This is a genomic window from Alteromonas sp. KUL42 (genome assembly GCF_006538325.1).
GTDB lineage: Bacteria > Pseudomonadota > Gammaproteobacteria > Enterobacterales > Alteromonadaceae > Alteromonas.
In genome coordinates this window covers 1-21583 of record NZ_BJKK01000018.1, presented here as the reverse complement: position 1 = coordinate 21583, position 21583 = coordinate 1, and the positions used below count along the sequence as shown (strand labels likewise).

The following is a 21583-nucleotide window of genomic DNA, read 5'->3' as shown; positions in this document are numbered from 1 at the left end:
GACAACAATCAAAGGAACAGGCATGAAACTGTTTAACAAAGTAATCATCTCTAGTGTAGCGTTATCAGCGTTCACTTTCGGAACAGCGGTAGCTGCAGAAGTAACCGAAGCGGCAAACCAGAAGCACGCGAACGCAGTCACTCAATATCGCCAGGCTGTTTTCCAACTAGTGCGTAGTAACATGGGCCCGCTTGGTGGCATGGCAAAAGGTGCATTACCTTTTGATGAAAGCGTAATGAAAACCAACGCAGTTCGTCTCGAGCAGTTAGCGGATATGATGGCAGACTACCTTGCAGTTGATACGCGTAAGTTTGATGTTGATACCGGAGCCAAAGATGAAATTTGGGCTGACTTTCCAGCTTTTGAGAAGAAAGTCGCCGCACTAAAAACTGCTGCACAGGGTTTAAAGTCAGCGGTAGAAGCAGGGGACGAAAGTGCATATCGCGGTGCTATTGGCAAAATAGGTGCTAGCTGTAAGTCATGCCATGACGACTACAAACAGGACTAAATCAAGTCAGCGCTTCGCTGCACAGTAGATCCAGTATCTGTTTACTGTGCAGTGCTATATTCTACAAACCCTCTGTATCAACAAAATCAATAGTCCTTGCTGGCTAAAAAAACGTACGAACATCACATAAAATTGCTGGATTTTTATACGCCTTTTGATTAATGTTTTGTAATGTTGACGGCGTGTCTTTTCTCTTATTGCTCGGTTTTTCAATCACCCGAGGGTTCTCATACCTGACAGATGCTGTGTTACGCCTTCTTACATACTATAAATTATAAGTATTAGTAGGAACTCATTAAGATGGATTTGCGCAGTGAGCACATCTTGTCGACGATGCATATTCAGTCGCAGGATTATTTGCAGGTACTCGATAGTGGTAAGCAGAAGGCGGATGCCCTTTGTGTGCTATTAGTGTCTATGAATCCATTTAATGGGAATGGAACCGTTATTGGGGCCGACCGCGAGCACCGTTACCTAGAATCCCAAGTCATCACATGTCCAACGCATGTACGTTTGATGTTACCCATGACATCATTAAGTGCGCCTATAGCAGCAAATGAGTTTACTCTTCCGCCAGAGCTTAGTGAGTTCAGCAGTAACTACATTGTCGTTGGGCGAATACATAATTTACAAAACGATATTGTTGCCTGTGTACTCACATTTGTTAAATCTGCACAACTAAGTGCACTACAGCACCAATTCTTAGATATCACCTGCCAAAAAGCAGAAATCAGTCTTCAATATCAATTACTTCGCCACCCATATTCAGATCGTCTTAAAGAGCAGCTTATGCTTTTAGAAGAAGTGAGCACTATTTCAAAAGTGGGCGCTTGGGAAGTTGACCGTTTTTCAGGTCTAATTTCCGTCACTTCTGGCGTAAAGGAATTGCTTGGGTTTACGCATTTAAAGCGCTTTACACTTTCCCAAGTTATTGCGCTATTCGACGCTGAAGATGTGGTAAAACTCAAAACGCTAATAGCTAAAGCGCTCAGAGGCAGTCACGAATTTGTGCATTATTTTGAGTTCATGAATGCCAAAGGGTATAGGAGAAACATAAAGCTTACCGCACATCTACAGCTTGAAAAAAGTGCTAATACAAAAGGCAAAGTGAAACGGTTGTATGGTGCTATTCAAGATAATGCTGAAGCGCAAAACCTTTCAGACACTCAACATAATTTTACAGAATATATGGCAACGCTACTCGATAACGTAGACAGCGTTGTTACATGCATAGATGACAACGGTACTATCCTGTCGGTGAATAGCAAAATAGAGACTGTTTTGGGTTTCACACCTGAAGAACTTATGGGAAGGGATATTTCACTATTGCTTTCAAAGTCAGGAGAAATCTACTTTAGTTCGCTCTTCAAAACGCTGAAGGAGGGGGTAGAACCTAGAAAATTGTCCCACAAGCTAATCGAAAAAATAAGACATAAAAACGGCAAACGAGTTACCTGCGAAATTGGCTTGAATATTTGTACAATCGATAAACAGAGATTAGTTGTCGCATCATTAAGAGATATTACTGAACAGTCTCATGAACTAGAACATTTTAAGCAGATAGCATTCACCGATATTGCAACAGGTTTACAAAATACCCATTTGCTCGAACAGTACCTTTTGGAATTGTGTGCAAGCCATGCCCATAAAAAGGGAGTTGGCGCTTGTATTTATATCTCTCTTACTAATCTTTCCGAATATGAACAAGCGTTCGGCAAACAAACCGTAGCTTATATTCTGCGTATGCTAGCAAGGCGATTTTTACGTGTTTTCGAGCCGTTGAAAGCGCATGATTATTTGATCTGTAAAGATGAAGGAAGTGGCTTTTTTCTTTATTTGAAAACGGTATTTGATTGTGAAACGGATGCTAACAATGTAGTAAATGAATTGTGTCAGTTATTACATGAACATGTTTTGACGGCGGTTACTGTACATAGCAGTACTCTTGAACTGGATTCGAGAATTATTAGCTGTACATTGCCAGTTAGAAACCTATCTTTTAAACGACTAAAAGAAGTACTGTGTGAAAAGTATCCTTCTTATGCTCTATGTAAGCGTGAGCCAATAACTCTTAATGCAATATACCATCTTCATCAACAAGATATTGAGCGTTATAACTACGTGAAGTATGCATTGAGTTCAGCAATTGCTCGAAACGAACTATACGTAGAATTACAGCCTCAATTTGATATTCACAAGCACATCATAAACTCTGAAGTGTTACTAAGATGGCAGCACCCGCTTTTAGGTGATATCAGCCCTTTAGAATTTATTCCCATTGCAGAAGAAAGTGAACTTATCTCTGAACTCGATTTATGGGTGTGCAATGAATCTTGTAAGTTGTTGTGTGAGTGCTTACATACGAAAATTTCGTTAAACATTAGCGCAAGACACTTAGCAAGGGCTGATTTTGTAGCCAAATTCATGGCGATTGTAGATAAATGGAAAATTGACCATAGGTTCATCACTCTGGAGCTAACGGAAAGTGCCCTTATTAAGGGGGTGAGTACAATACAAGCTAGGGTAAGGGAACTTGCCCATTTTGGATTCAACCTCTCTATTGATGACTTTGGTATAGGGGAGTCAAACTTAAACTATTTACAAGATCTTCCAATTTCAGAGCTTAAAGTAGATAAGCAATTTGTTTCAGCAATGGAAAGTTCTGAACAAAAGCGTCTGCTCATCACCAGTATTTGCGACATGGCAAAATCAATGCGTTTAAATACGGTAGCTGAAGGTATTGAAAATGATACACAGCTTGATCATGCCCAAAAAAGTGGCTGCAATGCATTTCAAGGGTACTTTCTTGATAAACCGCTAAGTGTTCAAGCGTGGAAACAACGTCTAAATACAGAAGACGCTACAGTAAACACTGACCCTCAGTAAAATATCCTTCATCTTTACGCTCATTCTTTAATATTTATTTTACATAAATTCAACACTTTAGCGTTTATAAGCCTTAAGTCTTATAAGCAGAGTAACACCATCTAAAGTAGGGTTTTACTAAACCCTATATCGGAATTGCTTATGAATTATAAAAATGAATATATGGACTCTACCGAGTCGCCCGAAACATTTTGGTTGAAGAAGTCTAGTGACTTAGCGTGGTTTACGAACCCGCCTGCAGCGTGTTCGAAGTCTGATAATGGCTATTATGAGTGGTTTAAAGGTGGATCACTCAATACCAGTTACTTGGCACTAGACCATCATGTGAAAGAAGGCAGAGGCGATAAGACTGCACTTATTTATGATTCACCTGTTACAGGAGTTACCCAGCACTTGTCCTATAGCGAGTTGCTTTCAGAAGTAGCAACCTTTGCAGGCGCCCTTACGCGACTTAAAGTTGGAAAAGGGGATCGTGTTATTATTTACATGCCCATGATTCCACAAGCTGCTATTGCCATGTTGGCTTGTGCTCGAGTTGGCGCAATCCATTCTGTCGTATTTGGTGGTTTCGCAGCAAATGAGCTAGCCGTACGTATTGATGATGCAACGCCAAAACTCATCGTTACTGCATCGTGTGGCATTGAGGGTAAAAAGTTACTGCCATACAAGCCGTTGGTTGATGAAGCAATTGCTCAGGCAGAACATAAACCCACGGGCTGTGTTATTTTTCAGCGTCCACAACACGAAGCAAAATTAGAAGCGGGATATGATCACGACTGGCAATATTTGATGTCCACTAGTCAACCGGTTGATGCTACGCCAGTTGACGCCACCGATCCGCTTTATGTTTTGTACACTTCAGGCACAACGGGTAAACCGAAAGGTGTTGTGCGCGATAATGGTGGGCATGCAGTGGCTCTTCATTATTCAATGGATGCCATTTACGGGATAAGCCAAGACGACGTATTTTGGGCGGCCTCAGATGTAGGATGGGTAGTAGGGCACTCCTACATTGTATATGGCCCTTTAATTAAGGGCGCTACTACTGTGATGTATGAAGGAAAACCCGTAGGCACTCCAGATGCAGGTGCGTTTTGGCGTATGGTTGAAACGCATAAAATAAATGTGTTGTTCGCTGCACCTACTGCTTTTAGAGCAATACGAAAGGAAGATCCCGAAGCCGCATTTATTGAGCAGTATGATATTTCCAGTTTACGAACGCTCTTTATGGCTGGAGAACGCTTAGATCCACCAACGTACTATTGGGCCAGCGAAAAAGTGGGTGTGCCGGTTATCGACCATTGGTGGCAAACCGAGACAGGTTGGCCTATTTGTTCTAATCCAATGGGGATTGAGCCGATGAAAACAAAGCCCGGCTCATCAAGTGTGCCAACGCCAGGGTTTAATGTGAAGGTATTACAAAGCGGTGGAGAAGAGCAGGTAAAAGGGCAAAAAGGCGCAATAGCAATACAGCTTCCTTTGCCCCCTGGGTGCTTAATGACAATTTGGCAAGATCATGAGCGTTTTGTTGACGGCTATTTGAGAGAGTTCGAAGGCTATTACAGCACTGGCGATAACGGTTATATTGATGATGATGGTTTTGTTTTCATCATGGGACGAACTGATGATGTTATCAACGTGGCCGGGCACAGACTATCAACGGGCGAAATGGAGGAGGTGCTAGCTGCGCACCCTGCTATCGCTGAATGCAGTGTTATTGGCATTCACGACCCACTGAAAGGGCAGATGCCTGTAGGACTCGTATTGCTTAAGGATGGCGTCTCAATAGAAGAAAGTGAACTTGAAAAAGAGCTAATAAGTCGGGTTAGAGAAACGATTGGGCCTGTGGCGTGTTTTAAGCGGGCCATTGTCGTCAATCGCTTACCAAAAACTCGTTCAGGTAAAATTTTAAGAAAATTACTCCGACAAATTGCTGCCAATGAGGATGTATCAGTACCCTCAACCATAGACGACCCGGCCAGTGTGTCTGAGATCACTACGCTAATGCGTGAAAAAGGTTTGGTGTCTGACAACGCTTCGAACGTGTAATTTACTAAACAACATAATCAATAGCGTTGCTCTTTTGTGAAAGCAAAAGAGCAACTCATCAAAGGAGTAACTCGCTAGTAATAATACTGGTTAGTAATAGTAATACTCGCCAACATCCGAAGACGGTGGATATACCTCTATTGCCACATACACCAGTGCCGCTGCTACTATTGCAACAATTATTGCTAATCGAATTCTAGAATGGCCGATACTTGGCGACGATGTTTCTTTTTTTCCATGAACCATTGCAGGTACAAGCTTTTGCTTTTTATAAACGGCATAGAAAACAATGGCAAGTATGTGCAAACCAATCACATAAAGAAGTGCATCGAAGGCGAGGTGATGCAGTGAACTCATTAACTCAATGGTTGATTCGTCCGCCATGCTTCTATACGGGCCGTCGAGAAATATATCATCGGTCATAAATAGACCGGATATTCCTTGCACACCAACAAGAATTAGCATTACAACCACAAACCAGCCTCCCAACGGGTTGTGTCCAACCGACGATGTTGAATGTTTATCGAAAAGCGTACTTATATAGGTGACAACTGCTTTTGGTCCCTTAACAAAATTAGAAAATTTTGCGTGCTCAGTTCCAACAACCCCCCAAAGCACTCTAAATACGATAAGAAATAATGTGAAGTACCCGATATAGAAATGCCATTGAACAGCGTCATCTAACCATTCTGCAGTGGCGTATTGAGCAAAAATACTGGCTACAAGTAACCAATGAAACAAGCGTGTGGGCAAATCCCAGATAAGCGTTTTATTCATGATTTATAATACACATTGAGTAGGTGAAAGTTTCTGGCTTGGTGAATGTTACAAGTTAAGATCTACAACGCTTAGAGTGGAATATTCTTGGCAATTAGTAAACTGGCAATCGGATCAGCTCCTCGTTTAAAAAGGGGGACTGATCGTATTTAGTTCGGTTTTAACTGACTAATTCCAATAATCACGTTGCATTAGTATCTGCATTTGGCAAAATGCCAGCAAGTTAACGGTTAATAAAGTGCAGCAGTGCGATGAAAGTAGGTTTGTTTGGCGCCAATGGGCGTATGGGAAGAGTATTAGTTGAAGCGCTTGATTTAAGTGATAATGCTGAACTTAGTGTGGCAACCGTGCGAGATGACTCTCCATGGGTTGGTATGAATGTAGGCGAACTTGCTGGTATCGGTAAGAAGGAAATTGCATGTTCAGCGCTATCATCGCTTTCTGCAGAAGATGCGGATGTGATGATAGATTTTACATTGCCCTCAGTGATTGAAAGTAACCTTGCATGGTGTGTAAAAAACAACATGCCCGTAGTCATTGGTACAACTGGGTTGAATGACGCACAACTTAGCGCTTTAAATGAAGCTGCAAAGCATATCCCTATCGTATTTGCGGCCAATTATAGTGTGGGTGTAAACCTTATGCTGTCGCTAGTTCGTCAAGCGGCAAGTGTTTTAGGAAATACTGCAGACATAGAAATTACCGAAGCACATCACAGATTCAAACAAGATGCGCCATCGGGCACTGCTATGGCTATCGGTGAAGCTATTGCTGATGAACTTGGTAGAGATCTTAAAACCTGCGCCGTTTACGGTCGGGAAGGGAAAGAACCAGAACGCGACCAGGGTACTATTGGTTTTGCGACTATTCGCGCAGGAGATATAGTTGGCGAGCATACCGCGCTGTTTGCAGACATTGGCGAGCGTTTAGAGATTACACATAAAGCATCTAGTCGTTTAACTTTTGCGAAAGGGGCTGTTCATGCTGCACAATGGTTGTATGGTAAGGAACCTGGTCTATACTCCATGGTGGATGTACTCAATTTAAAGCTGTAGATAATAGTGAGGGTTTTAGTGCAATCTCTTACACGTTATTAAAGTGTTAAACCAAAGTTGCACTTAATTTGAGCAATAAGCTGTACTTTCAGTGGTTCTGAGCAAAAAAGGTGTTATAAGCGTTATTTTAGTAATTTATTGCAAATAAATTTGCCATTTTTACAGAGTGATGTATACTCGCCGGAATTTGCCAGAATTTCGTATTCTAAAGCTGTTAATTCCGCTGAAGAGTGCGGTTTTATTAGCTGCAAAGATCGTAAAACGGGATGTAATGTTATCACTACCTCCCGTTTTTTGTGGGGTTTGTGCGGAAAAATGCACAAACACATAGTTATCCTTAATCTGGAGGTTGACTTGGCTAATTCTGCCCTTTTGGTGTTAGAGGATGGTTCTGTTTTTAAAGGTACGGCGATAGGCGCTACAGGCTCCGCCGTCGGGGAAGTCGTTTTTAATACTTCCATGACTGGCTATCAAGAAATTCTCACCGATCCATCCTACGCTGAACAACTCATCACCCTTACTTATCCACACATTGGCAACACCGGTACTAACGAAGAAGACGTCGAAGCAGATAAAATCTGGTCGAAGGGTCTCATTATTCGTGACCTTCCATTAGTTGCTAGTAACTTTCGTCAACAGCAAACTTTGTCTGAATACCTAAAAGCGAAAGGTGTTGTGGGTATTGCTGACATTGATACACGTCGTTTAACGCGTATCTTGCGAGACAAAGGTGCACAAAATGGCTGCATTATTTGCTCTGATGAATTAGACGAGTCTAGCGCGCTGGCGCAAGCAAAAGCATTCCCTGGCCTTAAAGGCATGGATTTGGCAAAAGTAGTTAGCATTACTGAACCAAAAACATGGACAGAAGGCAGTTGGGAACTTGGCAAGGGCTACGTAACGCCAAGTGAAACAAAACATCACGTTGTTGCCTATGATTTCGGCGTGAAAAATAACATTCTTCGCATGCTAGCAGACCGTGGTTGCAAGGTAACCTTAGTGCCTGCACAAACGCCTGCTGAAGATGTATTGGGTATGAACCCTGATGGCGTGTTCTTATCAAACGGTCCAGGTGATCCTGAACCATGTGATTATGCAATCACTGCTATCAAAACCATCGTTGAAACTGGTATTCCCGTATTCGGTATTTGTCTTGGTCACCAGTTACTTGCTCTTGCAAGTGGTGCGAAGACAGTGAAGATGAAATTTGGTCATCACGGTGCAAACCACCCAGTTAAAGACCTTAAGCGTAATGTAGTTATGATCACCAGCCAAAACCACGGTTTTGCGGTAGATGAGTCTAGCTTGCCAGATAACCTAGAAGTAACTCACATTTCGTTGTTCGACAAGTCGTTGCAAGGTATTCATCGCACCGACAAGCCTGCGTTTAGCTTCCAAGGTCACCCAGAAGCAAGTCCAGGTCCACATGAAGCGGCACCGTTATTCGACCACTTCATTGAACTTATTGAACAACACAAGCAGTAGGAATTAGCCCGCTATGCCAAAACGTACCGACATAAAAAGTATTCTTATCATTGGTGCTGGCCCTATTGTTATCGGCCAGGCTTGTGAATTTGACTATTCAGGCGCCCAAGCGTGTAAAGCCCTTCGCGAAGAAGGCTACCGTGTTATTTTGGTGAACTCTAACCCAGCGACCATCATGACCGACCCAGAAATGGCAGATGCAACCTACATCGAGCCAATTCATTGGGAAGTAGTACGCAAAATTATCGAAAAAGAACGTCCAGATGCCATTCTTCCTACCATGGGTGGTCAAACCGCACTTAACTGTGCTCTTGACCTAGATAAACATGGTGTATTAGAAGAGTTCGGTTGTGAGCTTATCGGTGCAACGGCAGATGCCATTGATAAAGCGGAAAACCGCGAACGCTTCGATAAGGCAATGCGTAATATCGGTCTAGAGTGTCCTCGTGCAGAAATCGCACACAGCATGGATGAAGCGCACGATGTGCTAAGCCGAATTGGTTTTCCATGTATTATTCGTCCTTCGTTCACAATGGGCGGAACCGGTGGTGGTATTGCGTATAATATCGATGAGTTCAATGAGATTTGTACTCGCGGTTTAGATCTTTCTCCTACAAACGAATTGCTGATTGACGAATCGTTGTTAGGTTGGAAAGAATACGAAATGGAAGTAGTACGAGACAGAGCAGATAACTGCATTATCGTTTGTACTATTGAAAACTTCGACCCAATGGGTGTGCATACCGGTGACTCAATTACTGTTGCACCAGCACAAACGCTGACCGACAAAGAATTCCAAATAATGCGTAATGCTGCCATGGCTGTATTGCGTGAAATTGGTGTTGAAACAGGTGGTTCAAACGTTCAATTCGGTGTCGACCCTAAAACAGGTCGCATGGTAATTATTGAAATGAACCCTCGTGTATCGCGTTCATCTGCGCTGGCTTCTAAAGCAACGGGCTTCCCGATTGCGAAAGTCGCTGCAAAGCTTGCCATTGGATATACCCTCGATGAACTAGCTAACGACATCACAGGTGGTTTAACACCAGCATCGTTCGAGCCATCAATCGATTACGTTGTCACTAAGATCCCTCGCTTTAACTTTGAAAAGTTTGCCGGTGCTAACGACCGACTAACTACGCAAATGAAGTCTGTGGGCGAGGTTATGGCGATTGGTCGTAACCAGCAGGAATCACTTCAAAAAGCGCTTCGTGGCCTTGAAGTTGGTGCCACTGGTTTGAACCCAATGGTTGACCTTGATGATGCCGAATCACGCAATAAGGTGGTTTACGAACTTCGTCAGCCAGGTGCTGAGCGTATTTGGTACATTGGTGATGCGTTCCGTATGGGGATGACCGTTGATGAAGTGTTCAACCTTACAAACATCGACCGCTGGTACCTAGTTCAGTTAGAAGACCTTATTCTTCTTGAAGCAAAAGTTGAAGAACTTGGCTTACCTGGTATCGACGCTGACTTCATGCGTGCCCTTAAGCGCAAAGGTTTCTCTGACGCACGTTTAGCTGAGTTAACAAAAGTTGCTGAAAGCGATGTACGCGAAACCCGTCGTGGTTTTGGTATTTCACCGGTTTATAAGCGTGTAGATACATGCGCGGCAGAGTTCTCAACAAGCACGGCCTACATGTACTCGACGTATGATGAAGAGTGTGAAGCTGCGCCTACAGATAACGATAAAATTATGGTGTTGGGCGGTGGTCCAAACCGAATTGGTCAAGGTATCGAGTTCGATTACTGCTGCGTACATGCGGCCCTTTCAATGCGTGAAGACGGTTATGAAACCATCATGGTTAACTGTAACCCTGAAACTGTTTCTACCGACTACGACACGTCTGATCGTTTGTACTTCGAACCAGTAACACTGGAAGACGTACTTGAGATTGTTGAAAAAGAAAAGCCAAAAGGCGTAATTGTGCAGTACGGTGGTCAAACACCACTTAAACTTGCCCGAGCTCTTGAAGCGGCTGGTGTGCCTATTATGGGTACATCACCTGAAGCTATCGACCGCGCTGAAGACCGTGAGCGTTTCCAGCAAATGGTGAACAAGCTTAACCTTAAGCAGCCAGCTAACGCGACGGTAACTAACGTTGAACAAGCGTTAACTATGGCCGAAGAAATTGGCTTCCCACTTGTTGTACGCCCAAGTTATGTACTTGGTGGCCGCGCAATGGAAATCGTGTACGACATCAAAGACCTTAAGCGTTATTTGAACGAAGCGGTTAAAGTGTCTAATGACGCCCCAGTACTGCTAGACCGTTTCTTAGACGATGCGATTGAAGTTGATATTGACGCTATTTGCGACGGCAAAGACGTGGTTATCGGTGGCATTATGGAGCACATTGAGCAAGCGGGCGTTCACTCGGGTGACTCAGCGTGTTCACTACCGCCACATTCATTGTCAAAAGACATTCAAGACACCATGCGTGAACAAGTACGCGCAATGGCACTTGAACTAGGTGTTGTTGGCTTGATGAATACCCAGTTTGCAATTAAAGATGGTGAAGTATACTTAATCGAGGTTAACCCTCGTGCAGCGCGTACTGTGCCGTTTGTATCTAAAGCAACAGGTGTTCCGCTTGCGAAAGTAGCAGCGCGTGCAATGGCGGGAGTAAGCTTAGTAGAACAAGGTGTGACAGAAGAAGTTATTCCTCCATTCTACTCGGTGAAAGAAGTGGTACTTCCATTTGCTAAATTCCAAGGTGTGGACCCATTACTAGGCCCAGAAATGCGCTCTACTGGTGAAGTTATGGGTGTCGGTGACACGTTTGAGGAAGCATATGCGAAAGCAAACTTAGGTGCTGGTGCGCCATTGCCGAAGCAAGGTAAAGCGCTTATTTCTGTACGTGAAACCGATAAGCCTAAAATTATCGAATTGGCGAAGGCTTTGGTTGAAGCGGGCTTCAGTATTGAAGCAACCCGTGGTACAGCCACAACACTTTACGACGCAGGTATCATGAGCACTGTGGTGAACAAGTTATCTGAAGGTCGTCCAAATATTGTTGATGCTATCAAAAATGGTGAATATGCTTATTTGATCAACACAACAGAAGGGCGTCAAGCGATCACTGATTCTGTCTATATTCGCCGCGAAGCGTTGGTGAACAAAGTTACTTACACGACAACGATGAATGCCGCGTTTGCGACAATCCGCGCGAAATCAGCAGATGATCGTAATAAAGTGACTTCCGTTCAAGAACTGCATGCCAGACTTAAACACTAATGACATAAGCTAAGATACGAGGTATCCTAGCAATATTACATTTGTGTGAACGAATAAAAAGTGCGCCTTTGAGGCGCACTTTTCTGTTTTAAATTACTAGCTAGGCGAGACTGTATTCATGAGTCAGTATCCAATGACAGCGCATGGCGCTCAAATGCTGCGCGACGAACTAAACGAGCTTAAAACCAAAACACGCCCACGTATTATTGAAGCAATAGCGGAAGCGCGTGAGCACGGCGATTTGAAAGAAAACGCTGAGTACCATGCTGCTCGAGAGCAGCAAAGTTTTTGTGAAGGGCGAATTCAAGATATTGAAGGTAAACTTTCAAACGCGCAAATCATCGACGTAACTAAAATGGAGAACACCGGCAAGGTGATTTTTGGCACAACGGTTACCATTTTAAATGTCGATACCAACGAAGAAACCACCTATCGCATTGTTGGTGATGATGAAGCTGATATTAAGAACAACCTTATTTCGGTTAATTCACCTATTGCGCGCGGGTTAATTGGTAAAGAGCTAGACGACGCGGTAACCATTCAAACACCCGCAGGTGCTGTTGAAGTTGAAATTGTTGAAGTAGAGTATATCTAATCAGTACAACTCAACAGAAGTTCTTATTTTTATTGAACGCCATTAACTTTTAGTTACTGGCGTTTTTTGTATCTGCTCTAATTAAGCATAACTTTCTTTACTTTCTGTACTTTCTTGTAAACCGCCTATACTAAATGTTGGACTCTGTGAAAATTGATTCAACGGCCGAATGTCTTTCGTACTTTTTGACACGAGCACAGCCCGCATAGATTTTCAGTCTTATAAAATAAAATTTTGGTAGCGCTAAACCTTCCCTCTTTGTTAAGGGGGATTCGCCATTTTTGGCACTAAAATTAGCGTTGCTGTGATTCTTGCGACAAACCTTTCAATGTCATTATATAAAGGGAAGTATATGGTATGAAAATAGTAGAGAGATTTACCGTTGCACAGCTCACCTTGGTTGGGACTGGGGCACTATTCCTTTCAATAGCGTTTCTTGCTTACAAAGACATCAGCAATTCCATTGCTTACATGAATAAAGCAGACTTAGACAAGGAACTTGTTACATTAACTGCCCATGTAGAACGGGTAGCCCATCATCATGCGGTAGAGAGAGGGCTAACTGCGGGTTTCCTAGCGAATCCATCACCGAATGCCCATCAAAAGGTCACAGAGCAACGAGTAAAAGCAGATGAATCAATAAAAAGCTTAAAAGCACTTATGACACAGGAGTGGCCGAAGCAAGTGCCGATTCAAGATATCTTACAACCCCTTTTGTCTTGGGAGAAAAATAAGGCACGTCTACGCTCAGACGTGGACAATCTGCAAGGTGCTAAAGCATTCACTTTTTACAGTACGCTGAATAAACGCGCACTAGATGCAGCAAATGCGTTTGTGTTGTTGCTTTCTGAAAATGAAGCTACACGCATGCTGAGCCAAGCATTACTGCTTGCGCAAATGAAAGAGAGCTTAGGAAAGCGGAGGGGCAAACTAAACGCAGTATTTTCTAAAAGAGAAATTAATAATAGTTTACGTGATGAAGTGAGCAGCTATAGCCTTGAATTAAGTTATCTTTCACAAAGACTCTTATTGAGTTTAAGTGGTCATCTTCTTAGCGAATACCAGGCTATTTCCCAACAAACGAGTTTTAAGAATGTGGAAGATATTGCAGAAAAAGCAGTTTCAGATTCGCCTGACTTCACTACTTTACCCTCAAGTAGTGAATGGTTTGCAATGGCCACAGAGCAAATTGGTCAGGTGGCGGGCATTCTTGGCAATATTGTCGATAATGTAAAAGTTAATACAGATGAAAGGGTTCAAGATACCTATCAATCGTTAGTGGTGATCATTTCCGTTATGTTGTTTATGGCTGTTTTTATCGGCTTGATTTACAAAGCGCTGATTACGGTAATAACCAAACAGCTTGGATTGCTTGTTGCTAATTTGGACAAAATTGCTGAGCAAGGTGATTTGACCATTGATGTGTCGATGAGCGAAAGAAACGAGTTAGGTGAAATTTCACGCTCGGTAAATACAACGATATTGGCACTAAGAGATTTAGTAAGAGGACTTGGTGAGTCGATTGCAGCAAGTTCACGTTTGTCAGGGCAATTGGAAGTATCAAGCTCTCAAATGTTAAAAGATGCGGGGAATACCCAGCAGCTAACCACTAATATGGCTTCTTCTGTTGAAGAAATGGCCGCGACTAGTCGAGAGATTGCACGTTCAAGCTTAGATACGTTAAGTGCAAGTAAGCAATTAGACGAATTGGCAAACTTTGCACTTCAAGCTAACGAAAAAATACGTAATCGAATGGAAGTGCTGTCAGTTGATATTAAAGGTGTACAAAAAAATGCCGCTGACATGGAAGCAAAGGTCACCGAAATTGGTTCAATTTTGGAGACCATCAATACACTGTCTGACCAAACTAATTTGTTGGCACTAAACGCGGCAATTGAAGCGGCACGTGCCGGTGAACATGGCAGAGGGTTTGCGGTAGTTGCTGATGAAGTGCGCAAGCTGGCACAAAGTAGCCGTGAATCTTCGGATAAAATATCCAGCTTGTTAGCAAGTTTACGGGATGCAAGCGTTGTAGTGGTTAATGATATCAATAAAAATGTTGAATCAATTACAAACTCAATGGAAAGCACTGTTGAGGGACGAGAAACGGCACAGAAAGTAAAAGAAGCGGCGAGTCGTGTAGAGGATATGGCGAATAACATGTCTTCCGCAGCAGAGCAGCAATCAGTAACAACGGAAACGATATCAAAAGAGTTAACAACAGTGGAAGATGCCGCCAAACATGAGGTGTCTATTGCACAGAAGCTTTCAACATTGTCAGGTGAAATGAAGCTTAATAATGAAGTGTTGCAAAGAACAATTGACGGGTTTAAGGCTGATTAAGCGCCGCTCACCATAAAAAATCTACATAAGATTTGAGATTAAAGAAAAGAGTGTAACGTTTAGGTGAGCATGCTCTAATGGTGCGCAGGTACTAATTTAATGGACTAATGTTTATGGCAGATATTAAAACTCTTGATTCAAAAGTGGTTTATCAAAACAAGTGGCTGACAGTTAGAGAAGATAAGATTAAAAGGAAAAGCGGCGCTGAAGGAATATATGGCGTTGTAGAAAAGCCAGATTTCGCGATTATTTTACCTATTCAAAATGACACGGTTTATATGGTTGAGCAATATCGCTACACCATTAAAGAACGGCAATTAGAGTTTCCACAAGGCGCATGGGAAACCAACCCTGATGCAGATCCAGCAGTATTGGCGGCAGGCGAACTAAAAGAAGAAACTGGGCTAACCGCCAACGAAATGATTTACGTAGGTTTTCAATATCTTGCTTATGGCTTTTGCAACCAAGGTTATCATATTTACGTTGCTAAAGGGCTCACCCAAGGCGAGCAAAAACTGGATGTGGAAGAAGAAGATCTTCGAATTGTTCCTATGTCCTTAACCACACTTCGCCAGATGATACTAGATGGCGTTATTAAAGATGCCGCAACCTGTAATGCGTTTGGACTCGCTACGCTAAAAGGTATTATTTAGTATACTCAGTGGTAAACGTGTTGAATGAAATTTAAACACAAGGAACTGGTGAACCTCTTTTACTTACGCTACACTTTACACTTAACGTTAAGTTAAAAAAAGTTAATGTATGAAGCGTTAGCGTTGTCTAAGCCGCTGTTGCAATGGAAGTGCTGAGCCGTCTCTTCCGTAAACTTTATACTTCAACTAGAGCGCGTTGACCTTTGCGGTACGTTTTTGTAGCAAAGGTCAACACGCTCTAAAAAATAATTCTAATAGTTTTTTAATAGAGATAAGACCGTGAAACCACAAGCCTTGACCAAAGCTTTTACACTCAATGCGTTGCTTCTAGCATTACTTGGATGTAACAGCGATTCCAACAATGAAGATGTTAACCCTGTAGAACCCCCAACGTTATCTGAGCAACTCGTTAGTCAAATAGAAGACTCTGTTGAAGGGGGGACTGAAGCCTTGCTTCTTCCTGACCCTACGGATTACGAAAGTATACCTGCCGACCCTAACAACCCCATCACCGCAGAAAAAGTTGCCCTTGGTATGATGTTATTCCACGAAACTCAAGTGGCAACAGCTGGAGTAAATGGGTCAACGACAAATACGTGGTCATGTGCAAGTTGTCACCATGTTGCAGCTGGCTTTAAATCTGGTGTTGTACAAGGTATTGGTGAAGGCGGTAGCGGTTTTGGTGTTGCAGGTGAAGCACGTGTGCTGATGCCAAATTTTGATGGTCAAAGTACAGACCCTACCATGAAACCTGATGTTCAGCCTTTCGCGTCGCCAAGCATCCTCAATACAGCGTATCAAGAAGTCATGTTGTGGAATGGACAATTTGGTAACGCTGAAGGGGGTAAAGTTAACTCGGGGCTCGCTGAAAATGTTCTAGCACCTGAAGGTACCCCAAAATTTGAAAATTTGAGGGGCTTCGCCGGTCTTGAAACCCAAGCAGTAGCGGGCACAAAAGTACATAGAATGAATACATTTGATGGTTCTGTTCTGCAAAATAACGCTGAATACCAAATGTTGTTTGAAGCCGCATTTCCAGAAGGCAGTTATGACTACCTAGAAGAGGCTGGGTTAGCGATGGCTGCGTATGAGCGTACGGTGCTTGCTAATGAAGCGCCTTTTCAGCGTTGGTTAGCAGGTGACGATGCAGCCATGACTGATCAAGAAAAACGTGGTGCGCTGTTGTTCTTTGGCAAAGCGAATTGTGTAAGTTGTCATGCAGGGCCAGCACTAAGCTCAAATGTTGGAGCGAGCAGCGATGAAATGTTTATGGCACTGGGTTTTGCTGATTTAGATACGTCAGACCCACATGTAACCGGCATTGTGACAGTTAATGATTCTAAAGGACGTGGTGGATTTACAGGTAACCCTGATGATGACTTTAAATTTAAAGTTCCTCAGTTGTATAACTTGAAAGATACGAATGTATTTGGACATGGCGGAAGTTTTAGTAGTGTACGCCAGGTTGTAATGTATAAAAATGCAGCTGTATCGCAAAAACGTTTGTCTGCTGATGTGCTAGATACGCGTTTCGTACCGTTAGGTTTAACCGATGAAGAAGTTGATGATTTGGTTGCTTTTATTGAAGAAGGTCTATATGACGCTGACTTACACAGATACGTACCAACAGCCACACCAACTGGCGCGTGTTTCCCTGTAGCAGATGAGCAGTCTAAACTTGACTTGAACTGTGCAGACTAACTAAAAAAGCGGCGCCGTTAGGCGCCGCAAAAGTTGGGAAACATTCCAAGAAACATTTACTATTTATTTTTCGTTCTCTATCAAGCGAGAACCGATTTCAATTTGACGAGGTTTCTTGGCTTCAGGAATGACTCGCTCCATATCGATATGCAATAACCCATTTTCCATATCAGCTGCCAATACTTTTACATGGTCACCTAGTTGAAACTTGCGTTCGAAGTTACGTTCGGAGATACCTTTGTGAAGGAACTTACGCTCTTGGTTTTCTTTGTCTTCAGTCTTTCTTGTGCCGGTAATGGTAAGCGTGTTGTCTTCAACTTGAATAGACACGTCATCTTTACTAAACCCTGCAATCGCCATAGTAACTCTGTACTTATCATCACCTAATAGCTCGATATTGTATGGAGGGTAAGTACTTTGTTTTTCAGCGCGAGAAGCGGCGTCGACTAATGAAGCCAAGTGGTCTGAACCAATGAATGAACGGTAAAGTGGAGATAGATCGATAGTACGCATAGTCATATCCTTAAAATAAAGCAATATGTTAAATTTAAATGCCCCGATAATTCGGCGGCGGTTTTGTCGACCTGACCTTTCAGCGCCGACAAAATAAATATGGGAACGGGCAAATTCTTTTCAAGTAAAAAAGTAAAAAATTTCTAGTAATCACTTATTTTGTTTTAAGTAATTGATATTTATGGTTCTATTTTTTGTTGGTTTTTTGCTTTTAAGCGTTGAATAGTTTTTGGAACAGCACTGTGCAAAATTTTTGTAAAAGAATTAGCATAACGTTAACCAACCTGCTTGTTTATAAATGCTACAATTTAATTTTTCTTACACCCATACCTCATTTTAAAAAAACGCCATATGAATAAAGACGTTATTGTTTTAAATTGCGGCAGCTCTTCAGTTAAGTTTGCCATTATCAATGCTGAGAACGGTGAAGCGGGCCTGTCTGGATTAGCAGAAAACTTGGGTAATAACGATGCGCGTTTATCGTATAAGCTCAATGGGGAAAAAGTACAGAGGGAACTACCGGCTCAAGCTGACCATGCACAAGCGTTAAATGTTATTCAGCAAGTTATTGATAAAACTGGTGTAAAACCTATCGCGATAGGCCATCGCGTGGTGCATGGTGGAGAGAAGTTTAAACAAGCTGCATTGGTCGATAACAGTGTGTTAGAGGCTATTGAGAAATACGCTGTAATGGCACCACTTCATAATATGGCCAATTTAAAAGGCATTGTAACCGCGCAAAAAGCCTATCCTGAACTTCCACACGTCGCTGTTTTCGATACGTCATTTTTTCAAAGTATGCCCCAAAAGGCATTCATGTATGCATTGCCTATGGAGCTTTACAAGTCTCACGGTATTCGACGCTACGGATTTCATGGTACCAGCCACAAGTTTATCTTAGACAGTATGGCTAAACTGCTTCAAAAGTCAGTGCAAGAAACAAGTATTATAAGTGCACACCTTGGCAATGGCTGCAGTGTTTCTGCAATTGAACAAGGTAAGGCAGTAGATACCAGTTTAGGTTTTACGCCCCTTGAAGGGCTTGTAATGGGAACTCGCTGCGGTGATCTAGACCCGAGCTTGCCCACAATATTGCAAAAGCAGTTAGGGAAAACCGCAGATGAAATTGCAGCTTTGCTAAACAAAGCCTCTGGACTACTTGGTATTTCTGAGTTGAGCAACGACTGTAGAACGTTAGAAGACGCTGCGAATAATGGCCATGAGGGTGCGTTACTTGCGATTGAGATTTTCTGTTACCGATTGGCCAAGTACATTTCGGGCTACATGGTTTGTGTTCCAAGTCTTGATGCCATAGTGTTTACTGGGGGAATTGGAGAAAATTCTTCGCTTATTCGAAGTACAACAATTGGGTATTTCAAACATTTCGGTATTGCATTAGATGAGCAGAAAAACCTTGATGCGCGGTTTGGTCAAGGTGGTGAAATATCGACTTCAGATTCTTCAACAGCAGTGTTTGTTGTGCCAACAAACGAGGAATGGGTGATTGCCGCTGAAGCTGCCACGTTTTCTTAATTGATAAACAAGCTCTAGTACATTATCTGTAAATCAGGAGTAATTATGTCTCGCAAAATAATGTTGATCCCAGTAGGTACCAGTGTTGGACTTACAACGGTCAGCATGGGCCTTGTTCGCGCTATAGAAGAGCAGGGCATTAAACTCAATTTTTTCAAACCGGTGGCACAACCTCGTAAGGGCGACACTGGTGAAGAGCGTTCCACAGCTATTATCGCGCATCACGCCAGCGTAACGCCGATTACGCCGTTTAACCTTAGCTATGTAGAACGCATGATAAGCCATGACAGCATGGATGAATTACTAGAAGAAATTATCGAGCGCTTTGAGAAAAACAGTGAGCAAGAAGCGGTAACCGTTATCGAAGGTTTGGTGACGACTAGACACCACCCTTATGCTGAAAGGTTGAATCTAGAGATAAGTCGCGCATTAGACGCTGATATTGTGTTTGTTGCTGTACCTGGTAACGATTCAATCACCGATTTAAATCATCGACTTGAAATTGTGGTCGATACCTACGGTGGACATAAAAGTCAAAAAGTAGTGGGTTGTATCTTCAATAAAGTAAATGCGCCTTTTGATGAACACGGTAGATTACGTGCCGATATTGGAGCCATTGAGTCGCCTGAACATGACGAAGTGCGAACCGATGAACTTCGCAATTTGCCTATTTTTAAAAGAGGCTTGAATTTACTGGGCACCATTGATTGGAGCGCTGACTTGGTCTCGCCGCGTGCTACGGACGTGGCAAAGCACTTGAATGCTGCCTTATTGAATGAAGGTGATTTGGCCGTAAGACGTTTAAGCAGTGTGACATTCTGCGCAAGAGAAATACACAACATGACGCATACCCTAAAGCCGGGTGCGTTGTTAGTAATGTCGGGCGACCGCAGTGATGTATTTGTCTCTTGTTGCTTGGCTGCCTTAAACGGTACTAAGTTAGGGGCATTACTGTTAACAGGGGGATACACCCCTGATGAAAGCATAATGGCACTATGCAGCCAAGCCATGGAAACAGGGTTACCTGTTCTATTGGTGAATAGCAACACGTGGCAAACCGCACAGAATCTGCATGCTTTTAACCAAGAGGTGCCTGTTGATGATAGTCAACGCATAGAAAAAGTGATGGTACATGCAGCTGAGAGTTTGGATGCTCGCTGGGTTAACTCACTTACTGACAAAGTGTCTCGTCAAAAGAAATTGTCGCCATCCGCTTTTCGTTATTACCTTATTAACCGAGCTAGACAAGTTAACAAGCGCATTGTTTTACCGGAAGGTAACGAGCCACGTACTGTGGTGGCCGCATCTATTTGTGCCAATCGTGGGTTAGCTCGCCCTGTGTTACTTGGTGATGAAACCGAAATCCGTCGTATTGCCGAGCAGCAAGGTGTCGTTTTAGGTGAGGGTGTAGAGATACTTTCACCTAAGGATATTAAAAACGACTATGTCGATGCATTGGTGACCCTTCGGGGGCACAAAGGGGTTAACGATGTGGTGGCAAGGGAACTACTTGAAGACAACGTGACCCTTGGAACTATAATGCTTCAGCAAAATCATGTTGACGGTTTGGTTTCAGGTGCAGTGAATACGACGGCTAATACAATAAGACCTGCGCTACAGTTAATTAAAACCGCAGATAATGCGTCGTTAGTCTCTTCTGTGTTCTTCATGTTATTACCTGATCAAGTATTGGTATATGGCGACTGTGCAATCAACCCCGACCCAGATGCGAAACAACTTGCGGATATTGCTATTCAATCAGCAACCTCTGCACAAATGTTTGGTATTGAGCCTCGTGTTGCCATGATTAGCTACAGCACGGGCTCTTCGGGTGCCGGCAGCGATGTAGAGAAAGTGCGTGAAGCAACCAAAATTGCGCAAGCACTTCGCCCTGATCTCCTCATTGATGGCCCACTTCAATATGATGCTGCCGCAATTGAAAGCGTGGGCAGAAGTAAAGCACCAAATAGCCCAGTAGCGGGTAAAGCCAATGTATTCGTTTTTCCAGACCTTAACACTGGTAACACTACCTACAAAGCGGTACAACGTAGCTTTGATCTAGTTTGTATTGGGCCTATGTTACAGGGCATGAAAAAGCCAGTGAATGACCTAAGTCGCGGTGCGCTGGTAGATGATATTGTGTTTACTATTGCTCTAACGGCTATTCAGGCGGCGGGGCAGGGCTCGTAAGAGCTAGGCTAGTAGTGTAAGCACCACATAATTGTTTAGTAACAAAAAACCACCTCAATC

At 43.0% G+C, this 21583-nt stretch carries 14 protein-coding genes; 12 read left to right on the top strand and 2 right to left on the bottom strand.

Annotated features, from left to right (window positions below):
• Positions 1 to 22 precede the first annotated feature (22 nt).
• From EYR97_RS18145 to EYR97_RS18135, 3 genes are all read left to right on the top strand, one after another.
• Positions 23 to 508, top strand: coding sequence for a cytochrome c (locus EYR97_RS18145; protein ID WP_131095180.1), 486 nt, complete (start codon positions 23 to 25; stop codon positions 506 to 508).
• Positions 509 to 808: 300 nt separating this feature from the next.
• On the top strand, positions 809 to 3394 hold the full coding sequence (locus EYR97_RS18140; protein WP_131095179.1) for a bifunctional diguanylate cyclase/phosphodiesterase: 2586 nt from the start codon (positions 809 to 811) through the stop codon (positions 3392 to 3394).
• 141 nt (positions 3395 to 3535) lie between these two features.
• The gene (locus EYR97_RS18135; protein ID WP_131095178.1) at positions 3536 to 5443 is read left to right on the top strand and encodes a propionyl-CoA synthetase; all 1908 of its coding nucleotides are present in this window, start codon (positions 3536 to 3538) and stop codon (positions 5441 to 5443) included.
• Positions 5444 to 5533: 90 nt separating this feature from the next.
• Here EYR97_RS18135 and EYR97_RS18130 read toward each other — a convergent pair whose 3' ends face one another.
• On the bottom strand, positions 5534 to 6220 hold the full coding sequence (locus tag EYR97_RS18130) for a cytochrome b/b6 domain-containing protein (protein WP_131095177.1): 687 nt from the start codon (positions 6218 to 6220) through the stop codon (positions 5534 to 5536).
• Between the two features lie 251 nt (positions 6221 to 6471).
• Here EYR97_RS18130 and dapB point away from each other — a divergent pair, with 251 nt between their 5' ends.
• The 7 genes from dapB to EYR97_RS18095 all read left to right on the top strand — a co-directional run bounded on the left by dapB (position 6472) and on the right by EYR97_RS18095 (position 17287).
• The gene (dapB, locus tag EYR97_RS18125; protein WP_131095176.1) at positions 6472 to 7275 is read left to right on the top strand and encodes a 4-hydroxy-tetrahydrodipicolinate reductase; all 804 of its coding nucleotides are present in this window, start codon (positions 6472 to 6474) and stop codon (positions 7273 to 7275) included.
• 354 nt (positions 7276 to 7629) lie between these two features.
• Positions 7630 to 8760, top strand: a complete 1131-nt coding sequence (gene carA, locus EYR97_RS18120; protein ID WP_131095175.1) for a glutamine-hydrolyzing carbamoyl-phosphate synthase small subunit — start codon at positions 7630 to 7632, stop codon at positions 8758 to 8760.
• A 13-nt stretch (positions 8761 to 8773) separates the two neighbouring features.
• Positions 8774 to 11995: a carbamoyl-phosphate synthase large subunit gene (gene carB / locus EYR97_RS18115; RefSeq protein ID WP_131095174.1), complete on the top strand. Its 3222-nt coding sequence runs from the start codon at positions 8774 to 8776 to the stop codon at positions 11993 to 11995.
• 118 nt (positions 11996 to 12113) lie between these two features.
• Entirely contained in the window at positions 12114 to 12590 is a 477-nt protein-coding gene (greA, locus tag EYR97_RS18110) for a transcription elongation factor GreA (RefSeq protein WP_131095173.1), read from the top strand.
• 357 nt (positions 12591 to 12947) lie between these two features.
• Positions 12948 to 14933, top strand: coding sequence for a methyl-accepting chemotaxis protein (locus EYR97_RS18105; RefSeq protein WP_131095172.1), 1986 nt, complete (start codon positions 12948 to 12950; stop codon positions 14931 to 14933).
• Positions 14934 to 15046: 113 nt separating this feature from the next.
• Positions 15047 to 15586 carry an NUDIX hydrolase gene (locus EYR97_RS18100; protein ID WP_131095171.1) on the top strand — a complete coding sequence of 180 codons (540 nt, stop codon included), beginning with the start codon at positions 15047 to 15049 and terminating at the stop codon, positions 15584 to 15586.
• A 279-nt stretch (positions 15587 to 15865) separates the two neighbouring features.
• Positions 15866 to 17287: a cytochrome-c peroxidase gene (locus EYR97_RS18095; protein WP_207308070.1), complete on the top strand. Its 1422-nt coding sequence runs from the start codon at positions 15866 to 15868 to the stop codon at positions 17285 to 17287.
• Between the two features lie 63 nt (positions 17288 to 17350).
• Here EYR97_RS18095 and EYR97_RS18090 read toward each other — a convergent pair whose 3' ends face one another.
• A complete protein-coding gene (locus EYR97_RS18090; RefSeq protein WP_131095170.1) occupies positions 17351 to 17800 on the bottom strand; it encodes an Hsp20 family protein in 450 nt (149 codons plus the stop codon).
• A 351-nt stretch (positions 17801 to 18151) separates the two neighbouring features.
• On the opposite strand from EYR97_RS18090, the gene EYR97_RS18085 reads away from it, so the two are divergent.
• Positions 18152 to 19333 carry an acetate kinase gene (locus tag EYR97_RS18085; RefSeq protein WP_131095169.1) on the top strand — a complete coding sequence of 394 codons (1182 nt, stop codon included), beginning with the start codon at positions 18152 to 18154 and terminating at the stop codon, positions 19331 to 19333.
• Positions 19334 to 19378: 45 nt separating this feature from the next.
• Positions 19379 to 21523: a phosphate acetyltransferase gene (pta, locus tag EYR97_RS18080; protein ID WP_131095168.1), complete on the top strand. Its 2145-nt coding sequence runs from the start codon at positions 19379 to 19381 to the stop codon at positions 21521 to 21523.
• Positions 21524 to 21583: the final 60 nt, after the last annotated feature.